General features: G+C 65.0%; 11 protein-coding genes. 5 read left to right on the top strand and 6 right to left on the bottom strand.

The window, feature by feature from the left end; genetic code table 11:
* Window positions 1-35: 35 nt before the first annotated feature.
* Both LFT44_RS09800 and LFT44_RS09795 read left to right on the top strand, forming a co-directional pair.
* On the top strand, window positions 36-542 hold the full coding sequence (locus LFT44_RS09800) for a GNAT family N-acetyltransferase (protein WP_236802594.1): 507 nt from the start codon (window positions 36-38) through the stop codon (window positions 540-542).
* Window positions 543-606: 64 nt separating this feature from the next.
* Window positions 607-1,872 (top strand): alpha/beta fold hydrolase, encoded by a 1,266-nt coding sequence (locus LFT44_RS09795; protein WP_236802852.1) that lies wholly within the window; start codon window positions 607-609, stop codon window positions 1,870-1,872.
* On the opposite strand, the gene LFT44_RS09790 is transcribed toward LFT44_RS09795, so the two are convergent.
* Window positions 1,858-3,261 (bottom strand): MFS transporter, encoded by a 1,404-nt coding sequence (locus tag LFT44_RS09790; RefSeq protein ID WP_236802592.1) that lies wholly within the window; start codon window positions 3,259-3,261, stop codon window positions 1,858-1,860. The two genes, LFT44_RS09795 and LFT44_RS09790, sit on opposite strands and share 15 nt — an antisense overlap.
* 131 nt (window positions 3,262-3,392) lie before the next feature.
* Window positions 3,393-4,421 carry a TerC family protein gene (locus tag LFT44_RS09785; protein ID WP_236802590.1) on the bottom strand — a complete coding sequence of 343 codons (1,029 nt, stop codon included), beginning with the start codon at window positions 4,419-4,421 and terminating at the stop codon, window positions 3,393-3,395.
* A 337-nt stretch (window positions 4,422-4,758) separates the two neighbouring features.
* Here LFT44_RS09785 and LFT44_RS09780 point away from each other — a divergent pair, with 337 nt between their 5' ends.
* On the top strand, window positions 4,759-6,081 hold the full coding sequence (locus tag LFT44_RS09780) for an ABC transporter substrate-binding protein (protein ID WP_236802588.1): 1,323 nt from the start codon (window positions 4,759-4,761) through the stop codon (window positions 6,079-6,081).
* Window positions 6,082-6,189: 108 nt separating this feature from the next.
* Here LFT44_RS09780 and uvrB read toward each other — a convergent pair whose 3' ends face one another.
* From uvrB to LFT44_RS09765, 3 genes are all read right to left on the bottom strand, one after another.
* Entirely contained in the window at window positions 6,190-8,313 is a 2,124-nt protein-coding gene (gene uvrB, locus LFT44_RS09775; protein WP_236802586.1) for an excinuclease ABC subunit UvrB, read from the bottom strand.
* An 80-nt stretch (window positions 8,314-8,393) separates the two neighbouring features.
* Window positions 8,394-9,608, bottom strand: coding sequence for a dephospho-CoA kinase (gene coaE, locus LFT44_RS09770; RefSeq protein WP_236802584.1), 1,215 nt, complete (start codon window positions 9,606-9,608; stop codon window positions 8,394-8,396).
* Window positions 9,609-9,712: 104 nt separating this feature from the next.
* On the bottom strand, window positions 9,713-9,967 hold the full coding sequence (locus LFT44_RS09765) for a hypothetical protein (RefSeq protein ID WP_236802582.1): 255 nt from the start codon (window positions 9,965-9,967) through the stop codon (window positions 9,713-9,715).
* A gap of 242 nt (window positions 9,968-10,209) precedes the next feature.
* On the opposite strand from LFT44_RS09765, the gene LFT44_RS09760 reads away from it, so the two are divergent.
* On the top strand, window positions 10,210-10,920 hold the full coding sequence (locus tag LFT44_RS09760) for an IMPACT family protein (protein ID WP_236802851.1): 711 nt from the start codon (window positions 10,210-10,212) through the stop codon (window positions 10,918-10,920).
* A complete protein-coding gene (locus tag LFT44_RS09755; protein ID WP_236802580.1) occupies window positions 10,904-11,401 on the top strand; it encodes a GNAT family N-acetyltransferase in 498 nt (165 codons plus the stop codon). Before LFT44_RS09760 ends, LFT44_RS09755 begins: the two co-directional genes overlap by 17 nt.
* 143 nt (window positions 11,402-11,544) lie before the next feature.
* Here LFT44_RS09755 and rpsA read toward each other — a convergent pair whose 3' ends face one another.
* Window positions 11,545-13,020 carry a 30S ribosomal protein S1 gene (gene rpsA, locus LFT44_RS09750; RefSeq protein ID WP_236802578.1) on the bottom strand — a complete coding sequence of 492 codons (1,476 nt, stop codon included), beginning with the start codon at window positions 13,018-13,020 and terminating at the stop codon, window positions 11,545-11,547.
* Window positions 13,021-13,097: the final 77 nt, after the last annotated feature.

Raw genomic sequence — 13,097 nt, 5'->3', positions numbered from 1 at the left:
CGGGGCCTTGCCGGTGCCGGCGGTAAGCTCGAACCATGAGTGTAATCCGCCCCGCAACCCGGCACGACGTCCCCGCCATCCTCCGGATGATCCATGAACTGGCGCATTACGAGAAGGAACCCGACGCCGTCCGGAACACCCCGGAACTGCTGGCGCAGGCGCTCTTTGGCGACAACCCCCGCGTCTTCGCCGCCATGGCCGAAGATGATGCAGGCGACGTGCAGGGCTTCGCACTGTGGTTCCTGAACTACTCCACCTGGGAGGGCGTGCACGGGATCTACCTGGAGGACCTCTACGTCAGCCCGGAAGCCCGCGGCGACGGGCACGGCAAAGCGCTGCTGCAGCACCTTGCCGCAATCGCCGTCGAGAACGGTTACGCACGGGTGGAATGGAGCGTCCTGGACTGGAACGAACCCTCCATCAATTTCTACCGCCGCCTCGGTGCCCGCCCCATGGACGGCTGGTCCACCTTCCGGCTTACCGGCGAGGCGCTGGACCTGTTTGGCCGGGCAGCTTCCCTTCCGGCTCCCGCCCGTGGTTAACGTGCAGCGCGTCCCGGCCGCGGCGGTCCGGCACGAGGTAAGGGCAAGGCACGAATTCCGCGGCATGCGCACCGTGGAGCACTACTTCACCGTCCCGCTGGACCATTCGGAACCCTCCGGCGAGACCATCACCGTTTTCGCCCGCGAGTACGTCTCCGCGGCACACAGTGAGGAGGCGGCCAGCGGGCTGCCGTGGCTCCTGTTCCTGCAGGGCGGCCCCGGCGGACGCGGGAACAGATGGGGTTCCCTGGGCGGCTGGAGCAAAGCAGCCGCGCAGGACTTCCGGATCCTGATGCTGGACCAGCGCGGCACCGGACTCTCCTCTCCCCTCGACCGCACCACCCTGCCTGGCCGCGGCTCCGCAGCCGCGCAGGCCGCCTACCTGGAGCATTTCAGGGCAGACTCGATCGTGGCGGACGCGGAGCTGATCCGCACGGCCCTTGGCTCCGAACCCTGGACCATCTACGGCCAAAGCTACGGCGGCTTTTGTGCCCTGACGTACCTGTCCTTCGCGCCGGAGGGACTGCGCGAAGTCCTCATCACCGGCGGCCTTGCACCGCTCACCGGCAGCGCGGACGACGTGTACCGGGCCACGTACCAGCGCGTGGCGGCGCGGAACGAGGAATACTTCAGCTGGTATCCGGAGGACCGGAAGACGGTGGAACGGATCGCCCGCCACCTGCGCTCCACAACCGAGTTGATGCCCGACGGCGTGCCGCTGACCGTGGAACGGTTCCAGATGGCGGGGGCATTCCTGGGCGGCAACACCCGGGTGGACAGCCTGCACTACCTGCTGGAGGACGCCTTCGTGGAGACCGCCGGCGGGCCAAGGCTTTCGGACACGTTCCTGGACCAGCTCCAGGGCGTCGTGTCCCGCCGTTCCAACCCGATGTACGCCCTGATGCACGAATCCATCTATGGCCAGGGGCAGGCCACGAATTGGTCCGCCTGGCGGATGCTGGCCGAGAACCCGTGGTTCAGGCCGGACGCCGAGCCGCTGCTGCTGACTGGCGAGATGGTGTACCCGTGGTATTTCGAGCAGGACCCGGCCCTCCAGCCCCTGCGCGAGGTCGCGGAACTGCTGGCTTGCAGGCAGGACTGGCAGCCGCTTTACGACCTGAGCGTGCTTGCCGCCAACACTGTTCCCGTTGCGGCTGCGGTGTACTCCGACGACATCTACGTGGACCGGGACCTCTCCCTGCGCACTGCGGCAGCAGTGCAGGGCCTGCAGGTCTGGGAGACGGCCGATTTCCATCATGACGGGATCGCCGACGACGGCGAAAGGATCTTCGCCCGCCTGCTGGGAATGGCGCGGTCAGGCGGCCGCTGACCGGCGGTGCGACGTCCGGGTGACGACGGCGGCGGCCAGGACTGCCGCGCCAATGGTTCCGCCCAGCAGGTTCAGACCCAAGTAACCGGCGTAGCCCAGGACCAGTCCCGACAACGCGCCGCCCAAAGCTCCCGCAGCGCCCATCAGCATGTCGGAGACGCCCTGCACCGCTACCCTGGCATCCCGCCCGACACTGTCCGCCAGCAGCGTGGACCCCGAGATGGTGGCCGCCGACCACCCCACGCCCAACAGGACGAGCCCGGCAGCCACGGCGGCAGTTGAGGACTGCCCGAATCCTGCAATCGCGACTGCTGCGACCAGCACCGAGAAACCGATCATGATGGTCTCGATCCGGCCTGCCCGGTCCGTCAGCCAGCCCATCACCGGGGAGAGCGCGAACATCCCGGCAATATGCAGTGAAATGGTGAAGCCGATGATGACCAGCACATCACCTTCGGCATGCCCTGCATGCGGACCGGGACCCTCCACCAAGTGCTGAAGGTGCAGCGGCGTCATGGACATCACGCCCACCATCACGGCATGGGCGGCGACGATTCCGGTCACGGCCAGCAGCGCCGTCCGGGAACTCCGGATGGCCTGCAGTCCGCGGCCAAGGGAGCCTGCCACGGTCTGCGGCGCGGCGTGGACATCCTGCCCGGGGACACCAGGCCCGGGAGCGCCCGAGTGCGGCGCATGAACCGCCGGAGCCGGCGGTTCATGGCCCGCGGGCTGATCCTTGTTGCTGTTGGCGGCAGCGAGTTCCCGTGCCAGCAGGAGCGGGTCCGGGCGGAGGCCGGCGAACACAAGCACGGTGGCGATCAGGAGCCCGGCCACGGAGATCACGAAAGGTCCTGCGATAGGCGGCAGGCCCAGTGCCGCTCCAACGGCCGTGCCGGGCTGGATGAGATTCGGCCCGGCAACGGCACCAACGGTCACTGCCCAGACGACGGTGGACAGTGCCCGGCCGCGGTGCCCGGCGGCAGCGAGATCGACTGCGGCGAACCTGGCCTGCAGGCTCGCCGCGGTTCCCACGCCGATCCCTGCTGCTCCCAGGACCAGCACGATGAAGGACCCGGAAATAACGGCCAGCACCATGAGCACCGCACCCGCCAGCGCGGCGGAGAGGCCGGCCACCTGGCCCACGCGGCGGCCGCGCCGTTCGGCCAGTGACGCCAGCGGCAGCGCTGCGGCCGCTGCCCCGAGCGTCATCACGGTGGCAACAGACCCGGCCCACGCACTGGACCCCGAAAGTTCGACGGCCAGGATGGAGCCGATGGACACGGTTGCTCCCGTCCCGAGTCCGCCGAACACTTGGGCCGCGCTCAAAAGCACAACGGTGCGCCGCTGCACTTGGAGCACGCCCTGATCCTTCACGGGTGTGCGGGCCATGTTTCGAGCATAGACCTGTCCCGGGGAGCCCTACAGGGGGTTTGAGCCGTTGCTGCTACCAACGTTTTAAGCGGGTAGTCCCGGCCGCCTGGGCGGCCGGGACTACCCGGATTGCTTCGTGCGGCGCAGCCCTATTCGGCGTCGCTGTGGCTCTTCCGGGCGTCTTCTTCAAGCCGGGGATCAACTTCGGCAACCTTGGCCTTGGAGCTGAGCAGGCTGGCGACCACGGCAATCACGATGGTGCCCACAATGACGGCGAGCGAGACGAAGGTGGGGATCTCCGGCGCCCACTCGATGTGCTGGCCACCGTTGATGAACGGCAGCTCGTTGACGTGCATGGCGTGCAGGACCAGCTTGACGCCAATGAACGCCAGGATGACCGACAGCGCGTGCTTGAGGTAGATCAGCCGGTTCATCAGGCCGCCGAGCAGGAAGTAGAGCTGCCGCAGGCCCATCAGGGCGAAGAGGTTGGCGGTGAAGACAATGAAGGGACTCTGGGTCAGCCCGAAGATCGCCGGGATGGAGTCCACGGCGAACAGCAGGTCCGTCAGGCCGATCGTGATGAAAACGATCACCATGGGGGTGAAAACCTTCTTGCCGTTGACCACGGTCCGCAACTTGCCGCCGTCGAACTTCTCCGACATGGGGATGACCTTGCGGATTTTGGCAATCAGCGGATTCTCGCGGTCTTCTTCCTCTTCGCCTTCGTCCTGGGCCTGCTTCCAAGCCGTCCAGAGCAGGAAGGCGCCGAAGATGTAGAACACCCAGCTGAACTGGTTGATGACGACGGCGCCCAGCAGGATGAAGATGCCGCGCAGGATGAGCGCGATGATGATGCCCACCATCAGCACTTCCTGCTGGTATTTCCGCGGGACGGAGAACCTGGCCATGATGATGATGAACACGAACAGGTTGTCAATGCTGAGGCTGTACTCCGTGACCCAGCCGGCAACGAACTGGCTGCCGAATTCAGGGCCGGTGAAAGCGAACATGGCGCCGGCAAAGGCCAGGGCCAGCGTGACGTAGAAGGCCACCCACAGTCCCGCCTCCTTCATGGACGGTTCGTGCGGCCGCCGCACCACCAAGAGGAGATCGATCAGGAGAATCAGGCCGAGGACGGCAAATGAGCCAACCTCGAACCATACGGGCAAGTCGAGCACAGGGCAGCCTTTCGCAGGGTACACAAAATGGTGTAAGTCTCTCCGGCCTGCCTGCGCTCCCCCGTGCTGCTGTGGCACTTGGTGCTGATGTGGTGGCCCGCTACGCCCGGCAGGGCAACTGTGCCCTGCGTGTTGACGATCGTAGCGCTTGGGATACTCCCCTACGTGCCTATAACTCTACCCCAGCCCGTCCGGGATGACGTCCCGGCGGACGCACCGGATAACGGTTTCCCAAAAACCATTGACCAGGCCTTATGCCGCTTGAAATAATCACGGGCAGTGAGAAAACGCTTTCTCATGTCGACCTAGTGTTCTTCCAGAAAGTCAAGGTTGGTCAATGAAGACTCCACTTCGCACCAGCATGGTGGCCAAGGCCTTTGCCACCGCCGCCACGGTAGCCCTGCTGGCTACCGGCTGCTCCTCCGCCTCCTCCAGCGACAGCGGCGGCAATGTCACCGTCCGCTTCACATGGTGGGGCAACGACCTGCGGAACAAACAGACGCAGCAGGTCATCGATGCCTTCCAGGCGTCGCATCCCAACATCAAGATCCAGGCCGAGCCGGGGGTGTGGAGCAGCTACTGGGACAAGCTTGCCACCACCACCGCCGCCAACGACTCCCCCGACGTGATCCAGATGGACCAGGCCTACATCGCAGAATACGGTGGCCGCGGGGCACTGCTGGACCTGTCAAAGCAGGGCAACATCGACACTTCCAAAATTGACCAGGACGCCCTGAAGTCCGGGCAGGTGGACGGCAAGCAGTACGGCCTTAGCACCGGCCAAAATGCCAAGGCCGTGATGATCAACACCAAGATGTTCCAGGACTACGGCGTCCCGATCCCGGATGACAAAACCTGGACCTGGGATGACTACACCAAGACCGCTGCCCAGATCGCCGCCGCGGCGGCGAAGGCCGGCCAGACCAACTACGGCAGTTCCTACTCGCTGACGGACTCTGACCTGAACACTTGGGCCATGCAGCACGGCGAGTCGCTGTACTCGGCGGACGGCGGCCTTGGCTTCAAGGAGGCCACGGCGACGTCCTTCTTCGAGAATGTGCTGAACCTGCGGAACAAGGGCGCAGCCGCTCCAGCCAACATCGCCACGGAGGACATCAGCGCTCCGGTTGAACAAACCCTCTTCGCCACGGGCAAGACCGCCATGTCGTGGTGGTGGACCAACCAGGTCAACGCGCTCCAGTCCGCACTGAAGACTGAGGTAAAGATCCTGCGCGCACCCAGCTCCACCGGCAGCGCCAAGGACAACGGCATGTCCTACAAGCCGTCCATGTTCTGGTCTGTTTCCTCACGCAGCAAGCATCCCAAGGAAGCCTCCGAGGTGGTCAACTACCTGCTGAACAACCTGGACGCGGCCAAGACCATCCTGACGGAGCGCGGCTTCCCCACCAACTCGGAAGTCCAGACAGCGATCGACCCGCAGCTGACACCCGCGGACAAAGCCGCGGCGGCGTTCCTCAAGGACATCAAGCCGGATCTGAAAGGCGTCCCTCCCGTACCCCCCACCGGTTCTTCCGGAGTGCAGGCGCTGATCCAGCGGTACAGCAGCGATGTCCTTTTCGACCGCAGGTCACCTTCGGACGCAGCCAAGGGCCTTATGCAGGAAGCAAAGGACATGATCGACTCCGCCAGGAAGAAGTAGGCGGCCGGACCGGCCCATAGGTGAAAACGGCGGGCACCCCTGAGGGGTGCCCGCCGTTCCTGCTTAGGCAGTTGCCTGTACCCTGCCGGTTGCGGGAAGAGGTGCGGCCTAGGCGTGGCCCGCGGCCTGCATCTGGCGCAGTTCCTTCTTCAGCTCGCTGACCTCGTCGCGGATCCGGGCTGCCACCTCGAACTGCAGTTCGGCGGCCGCTCCGTGCATTTGTTCCGTCAGCTGCTCGATCAGGCCCACCAGGTCCTCGGCAGGGGCCGCCGCCAGCCCATCGGCCCGGACCGTGGCGGCACCCTTCTTGGCTCCCTTGGCACCGGGTTTGGTTGCCCCGGTGATCCCGCGCTTGCCCTTGCCGTAGTCGAAGCTGCCCAACAGCGCATCGGTGTCGGCGTCTTCCTTGGCCAGCTGGTCCGTGATGTCGGCAATCTTCTTCCGCAGCGGCTGCGGATCCACGCCGTGCTCCTTGTTATAGGCCACCTGGATGGCGCGCCGCCGGTTGGTCTCGTCGATGGCGTTGGCCATGGAGTCAGTGATGCGGTCCGCGTACATGTGCACCTCGCCGGACACGTTGCGGGCGGCACGCCCGATGGTCTGGATGAGCGACGTGGACGAGCGCAGGAAGCCTTCCTTGTCCGCATCCAGGATGCTGACCAGGGAGACCTCGGGAAGGTCGAGGCCTTCACGGAGCAGGTTGATGCCCACCAGGACGTCAAAGGACCCCATCCGCAGTTCGCGCAGCAACTCCACCCGCCGCAGGGTATCCACGTCGGAGTGGAGGTACTCCACCTTGACGCCGTGGCCCAGAAGATAGTCGGTCAGGTCCTCGGCCATGCGCTTGGTCAAGGTGGTCACCAGGACCCGTTCATTCCTCTCCACCCTCGTCTTGATTTCACCGAGCAGGTCATCGATCTGGCCCTTGGTGGGCTTGACCACCACCTCCGGATCGACAAGGCCCGTGGGCCGGATGATCTGCTGGACGAAGCCGTCGGCCTTGCCCAGCTCATACTTGCCCGGAGTAGCGGAAAGGTAGACGGTCTGGCCTACCCGTTCCAGGAATTCGTCCCACTTCAGCGGCCGGTTGTCCATGGCGGACGGCAGCCGGAAACCAAAGTCCACCAGGTTCCGCTTCCGCGACATGTCGCCTTCGTACATCGCCCCGATCTGGGGAATCGTGACGTGGGACTCATCCACCACCAGCAGGAAGTCGTCCGGGAAATAGTCCAGGAGGCAATGCGGGGCAGTGCCCGGCCCGCGCCCGTCAATGTGGGACGAATAGTTCTCGATGCCGTTGCAGAAGCCCATCTGCTGCATCATTTCAAGGTCGTACGTGGTGCGCATGCGCAGGCGCTGTGCTTCCACCAACTTGTTCTGGCTTTCCAGCACCTTCAGCCGGTCTGCCAGTTCATCCTCGATCCGCTTGATGGCGCGCGCCATCCGTTCCGGCCCGGCAACATAGTGCGAGGCCGGGAACACGTACATCTCCTCTTCGTCGCGAATAACCTGGCCGGTAAGCGGGTGAAGGGTCTGGATGTTCTCGATCTCGTCGCCAAAGAACTCGATCCGGATAGCCAGTTCCTCATACATCGGGATAATTTCCACGGTATCGCCACGCACCCGAAAGGTTCCCCGGTGGAAGTCCATGTCGTTGCGCGAGTATTGCATGGCGACGAACTTCCGCAGGAGGTCGTCCCGGTTCATCTCGGCGCCCTTGCGGAGCGTGACCATTCCGGCGATGTATTCCTCCGGCGTGCCCAGACCGTAAATGCAGGAGACGGTGGCCACCACCACCACATCTCGGCGGGTCAGCAGGGCGTTCGTGGCCGAGTGCCGGAGCCGTTCGACTTCCTCATTGATCGAGGAGTCCTTCTCGATGAAGGTGTCCGTCTGGGCCACGTAGGCTTCGGGCTGGTAGTAGTCGTAGTAGGAGACGAAGTACTCCACCGCGTTGTTGGGCAGGAGTTCGCGGAACTCGTTGGCCAGCTGCGCGGCCAGCGTCTTGTTCTGCACCATCACCAGGGTGGGGCGCTGCACCTGCTCGATGAGCCAGGCGGTGGTGGCGCTTTTACCGGTGCCCGTGGCACCGAGCAGCACCACGTCCTTTTCACCGTTGTTGATGCGCTCGGTCAGCTCCGCGATGGCTGCGGGCTGGTCCCCTGCGGGCTTGAATTCGCTGATGACTTCGAAGGGCGCTACAACACGTTTGACTTCCTGCGCAAGGCTCATGGATCTAATTTACAACCGGGCAGTGACACTGGACGTCCCCGTCCGTTACAGGCGAACACCATCCCTGCGCCGGGCCGGCGTCAGGACGGGTACGACGGCGGTTCCCACCCGGTTGCCTCAGCCCACGCCGACATCCGCGGCCAGGCAACGTCAGTGAACCAAGGTTCCTTGGCGTCGGCGTACGGCTTGGTGGTGGGCGAACCGGCGAAACGGGCTGCAAGGTCCCCCTTGTGGTCGCCGTAAAGCTTCAGCGCGGAGGGCTCGCTCCGCAGCCAGTCCCGGAACATCAGCGCGTAACGCCAGCCCGCCGAGCCGGCGGCACGGACATGCACATTCACGGCACGGCACGGGTCAGCGTTGGCGTGGAACCGCTTCAACCATGCCGACTGGTCGGGATCGCCGGGCTTCGGGGAGTCGGCCTCCACTCCACGAACGGCCGGAAAACCGGCAGCGGCCAGCATCGGGGCAAGCTTTTCAGCGGCTTCCAAATCCCGCACTCCCACCTGCAGGTCGATGACGTCCTTCGCGGCCAGGCCGGGAACGGAAGTGGAGCCGACGTGGTCCACCGCCAGGATGAGGTCCGGCGCGGCTGCAGCAATCCTCGCTGCGATCCTGCTTGCCTCCTCCGCCCACTCCGTACGGTACGGCTCCAGGACCGCTCCGCCGGGTCGCGGTGCGCGTTTCCCTTCCACGAGGTTGTGGGCGAACGGCACCAGGCGTCGGTCCCAAAGCGCGTCCACCTGGTCCAGCAGCTGCTGCACGGTCCCTGAGTTGTCCAGGACGACGTCGGCGGCGGCCAGCCGCTCTTCCCTGGTGGCCTGGGCAGCAATGCGGGAAAGTGCCGCCTCCGCGGTCATCCCCCGCAACTCCTGCATGCGGTGCAGCCGCACATCGTCGGGGGCGTCCACCACTACGACCAGGTGGAAGGCGGCGCCCTGCCCGGTCTCCACCAACAGGGGAATGTCCTGGACAACGACGGCGTCATCGGCGGCGGCAGCCGTGATGGCCGCGGCACGGGCGCGCACCAGGGGATGCACGATGGCATTCAGCGCAGCCAAGCGTTCCGGATTGCCGAACACCGCCTCGCCCAGCCGGGGCCGGTTGAGCCGCCCGTCGCCGTCGAGCATCCCTGCGCCGAACTCCGCGACGATGCGATCCAGCCCCTCGGTCCGGGGCTCAACCACCTCACGGGCCAGGGCATCCGCGTCCACCAATACGGCGCCGCGTTCCACCAGCCGTGCGGCCACCACCGATTTCCCAGAGGCGATCCCGCCCGTCAACCCAATCTTCAGCACCCTCCCACCCTACTGAACCGACACGGGCCGGAACCGTACGGCATGCTCTTATTGCACCGGCAACTGCAATCCCTGCTCCTGGGCGAACTTCATGATGTTGGGCATCATGAGCTCTGTTTGCCGCTTTGCTTCTTCTGTGGGCGTGAAGGCCAAATACTCGCTGCCTGCAAACGAAGGGGTGTGTGTCCGGGCTCGATGACGAACGCATCCCCTGCTTCGAAAATTTCTTCGCTGCCATCGGCCAGCCGGACTCCGAACCTTCCTTTAAGTACGTAGCCCACATGGTGCGCCTGGCACTGGTCGTTCGGGGCACCTTTGAAGAAGAGCGCCTGGTCCATGTCGATGAAGTTGTTCTCCATGCTGACAGTCCAACCTGCAACCTCATGTTCATACGCGTCCACGTATCCCGGCAACACCTGATGTGACGAAGCGGTGGCCCTCGACACCTTCGGCATGGTCTTTCCCTTTCCTGCGGTGAATTGGTCCCGCCCGCCCCAGCCATCGGACACTGGCCATGCTAGTTACCGGGCGCGGCTGCCGGTCAGGGACGATCGTCCCGCGGATCGCCGACCCCGCAGCCTCCCCATAGACTGAAACGGTGTTGAAACCGGGGGGACCATCAGCAGACAACGCAGACAGCCGGGCCACGTCCTACACCACACTGGCAGCGGGGCAGGATTTCCGGCACGAGCTTGAGGTCAAGCGCTCGCGATTCATCACCGTGCTCCGCCGCGCCGGCACCGAGGACGAAGCCCGCGACCTGGTGGCAGGCCTTCGCCGCGAGTTCCATGACGCCCGCCACCACTGCTCGGCGTTTGTTATTGGCCCCGACCGGACCGTCCAGCGGTCGAGCGACGACGGCGAACCTGCGGGGACCGCCGGCATCCCCATGCTCGAAGCCCTCCTGAAGAGGGAAACCGCCCCAGGGGTGACGGACCTCAGCGACGTCAGTGCCGTCGTCGTACGTTACTTTGGCGGGGTCCTGCTTGGTGCAGGAGGGCTGGTCCGGGCGTACTCTGAATCAGTCTCCGCGTCCCTGGACCTCGCACCGCTGGTCCGGCGCAGCAGGCGGCGCATATGTTCCACCGCCGTGCCCCACGCCGCAGCGGGGCGGCTGGAGAACGACCTGCGTGCGGCCGGCATGGTCATGGCGGAAACCACCTACCAGGACCGGCATACCGTGCTCCGGGTTGCCGTACCCGACGACGCTGATGCCATCGCGGCCGCAACGGAGCGGGTCCTGCAGCTCACGGCAGGGTCCGCCACGCTTACTCCCGACGGAACGGAATGGGTGGATGAACCCCACGACTGACGTAACCCTTGTGGACGTTGACCGGGCGGTGGCGGACCAACTGCTGGAGCTGGCCAAGCGTGACGCCTCCCCCGATGAGGTGGCTCCCCCGGTGGGCGGCCCCGGCTGGAACCTCGAGCGGACCGCCTGGTTCTTCAGCTACCATCACGCTGCAGCCGACGGGCTGGAGGGCCCCGCCGCGGAAAAGTCCTGGGCAGTCTATAGCGGCGGCCACATTGCCGGTTCCGTACGCCTCAAGCGCAACCCTGGCGCCGGCGTCCCGTCGGCGGAAACCGGCATCTGGCTTGGCCGCAGCTTCCGTTCCCGGGGCGTTGGCAGCGCCGCCTTGGACCTAGTGCTGGCGGAGGCCCGCCGGGCCGGACTGAAGCGCGTCACTGCCCGCACCCTCGTCGGAAACCAGGGCGCCCAAAGGCTGCTGGCGGCCGCGGGCGCGGAACTGACGCAGGATGACGGGAAGGTCCTGGCCGTCTTCGAGCTTTAGCGCCGCCAGGCGGGAACACCGGCAGCACCTTGCGGGATGACAGGCCCATTTCCGGCAGTCGTCCAGCGCCTTAAACAACAGACCCCCTGCCTTGTGGGCAGGGGGTCTGTTGTTATCAGCCCGGGAGTCCGGGCCGGCGGCAATTAGTTGCCGGTCAGCTTCTCACGCAGGGCAGCAAGTGCCTCGTCCGAAGCCAGGGTGCCGGCACCGGAATCGGTGGCAGCAGGCTCCGAGGAGTAGCTGGTGGTGCCGGAATCGCTGTCACCGGACGTTGCAGCTGCAGCGTCGTCGGCAGCGTGCTGGGCAACCTGCTTCTTGTGTGCTTCCCAGCGGGCCTGGGCGTCAGCGTACTGCTGCTCCCAAGCTGCGCGCTGGTTCTCGTAGCCCTCGAGCCATTCGTTGGACTCGGGGTCGAAGCCCTCGGGGTACTTGTAGTTGCCCTCTTCGTCGTACTCTGCGGCCATGCCGTACAGGGCGGGATCGAATTCGGTGCTGTCGGCGTCGACGCCCTCGTTGGCCTGCTTGAGGGACAGCGAGATGCGGCGGCGTTCCAGGTCGATGTCGATGACCTTGACGAACAGTTCGTCGCCAACAGAGACAACCTGCTCGGCCAGTTCGACGTGGCGGACAGCCAGCTCGGAGATGTGGACCAGGCCTTCGATGCCGTCTTCGACGCGGACGAACGCACCGAACGGAACCAGCTTGGTGACCTTACCCGGAACAACCTGGCCCAGGGCGTGGGTGCGGGCGAAGGTCTGCCACGGATCTTCCTGCGTAGCCTTGAGCGACAGGGAGACGCGCTCGCGGTCCAGGTCGACCTCGAGGACCTCGACGGTGACTTCCTGGCCAACTTCGACAACCTCGGACGGGTGGTCGATGTGCTTCCAGGACAGCTCGGAAACGTGAACCAGGCCGTCTACGCCGCCCAGGTCCACGAAGGCACCGAAGTTGACGATGGAGGAAACGACACCGGGACGGACCTGGCCCTTTTCCAGCTTGTTGAGGAAGGTGGAGCGGACCTCGGACTGGGTCTGCTCGAGCCATGCACGGCGGGACAGGACCACGTTGTTGCGGTTCTTGTCCAGCTCGATGATCTTGGCTTCGATCTGCTGGCCGATGTACGGAGCCAGGTCGCGCACACGGCGCATCTCGACCAGGGATGCGGGCAGGAAGCCGCGCAGGCCGATGTCGAGGATAAGACCACCCTTGACAACCTCGATGACGGTACCGGTGACGACACCGTCTTCTTCCTTGACCTTCTCGATGTCGCCCCAGGCACGCTCGTACTGAGCACGCTTCTTGGAGAGGATCAGGCGGCCTTCTTTGTCTTCCTTGGTGAGCACCAGGGCTTCGACCTGATCGCCGACGGAAACAACGTCCCCGGGATCAACGTCGTGCTTGATGGACAGCTCGCGGGAGGGGATGACACCTTCGGTCTTGTAACCGATGTCGAGCAGGACTTCATCGCGGTCGACCTTGACGACGGTACCTTCGACGAGATCTCCGTCGTTGAAGTACTTGATGGTGGCGTCGACAGCTGCGAGGAAGTCCTCAGCGGTACCGATGTCGTTAATCGCGACTACGGGGGTACCGGGCTTCTCGGTGGAGGTGATGGTCATGTAGTAGGGGCTCCGTTGTGGATAGTTAGTCGGTCAGGCAAAACCGGCGCGCCCGCGTCATGGAACGCAGGCGCGAT

Source organism: Arthrobacter sp. FW306-05-C (assembly GCF_021801725.1).
Taxonomy (GTDB): Bacteria; Actinomycetota; Actinomycetes; order Actinomycetales; family Micrococcaceae; genus Arthrobacter.
The sequence above is the reverse complement of the archived record's forward strand: the minus strand, read 5'-3'. Positions and strand labels throughout refer to the sequence as shown.

Bases quoted from the DNA above. Each gene is read 5' to 3' on its own strand.
- LFT44_RS09765 (WP_236802582.1), bottom strand. From the start codon at position 9,967: ATGGAGAACAACTTCATCGACATGGACCAGGCGCTCTTCTTCAAAGGT.
- LFT44_RS09795 (WP_236802852.1), top strand. From the start codon at position 607: ATGCGCACCGTGGAGCACTACTTCACCGTCCCGCTGGACCATTCGGAA.
- LFT44_RS09790 (WP_236802592.1), bottom strand. From the start codon at position 3,261: ATGGCCCGCACACCCGTGAAGGATCAGGGCGTGCTCCAAGTGCAGCGG.
- rpsA (WP_236802578.1), bottom strand. From the start codon at position 13,020: ATGACCATCACCTCCACCGAGAAGCCCGGTACCCCCGTAGTCGCGATT.
- LFT44_RS09780 (WP_236802588.1), top strand. From the start codon at position 4,759: ATGAAGACTCCACTTCGCACCAGCATGGTGGCCAAGGCCTTTGCCACC.
- LFT44_RS09755 (WP_236802580.1), top strand. From the start codon at position 10,904: ATGAACCCCACGACTGACGTAACCCTTGTGGACGTTGACCGGGCGGTG.
- uvrB (WP_236802586.1), bottom strand. From the start codon at position 8,313: ATGAGCCTTGCGCAGGAAGTCAAACGTGTTGTAGCGCCCTTCGAAGTC.
- LFT44_RS09800 (WP_236802594.1), top strand. From the start codon at position 36: ATGAGTGTAATCCGCCCCGCAACCCGGCACGACGTCCCCGCCATCCTC.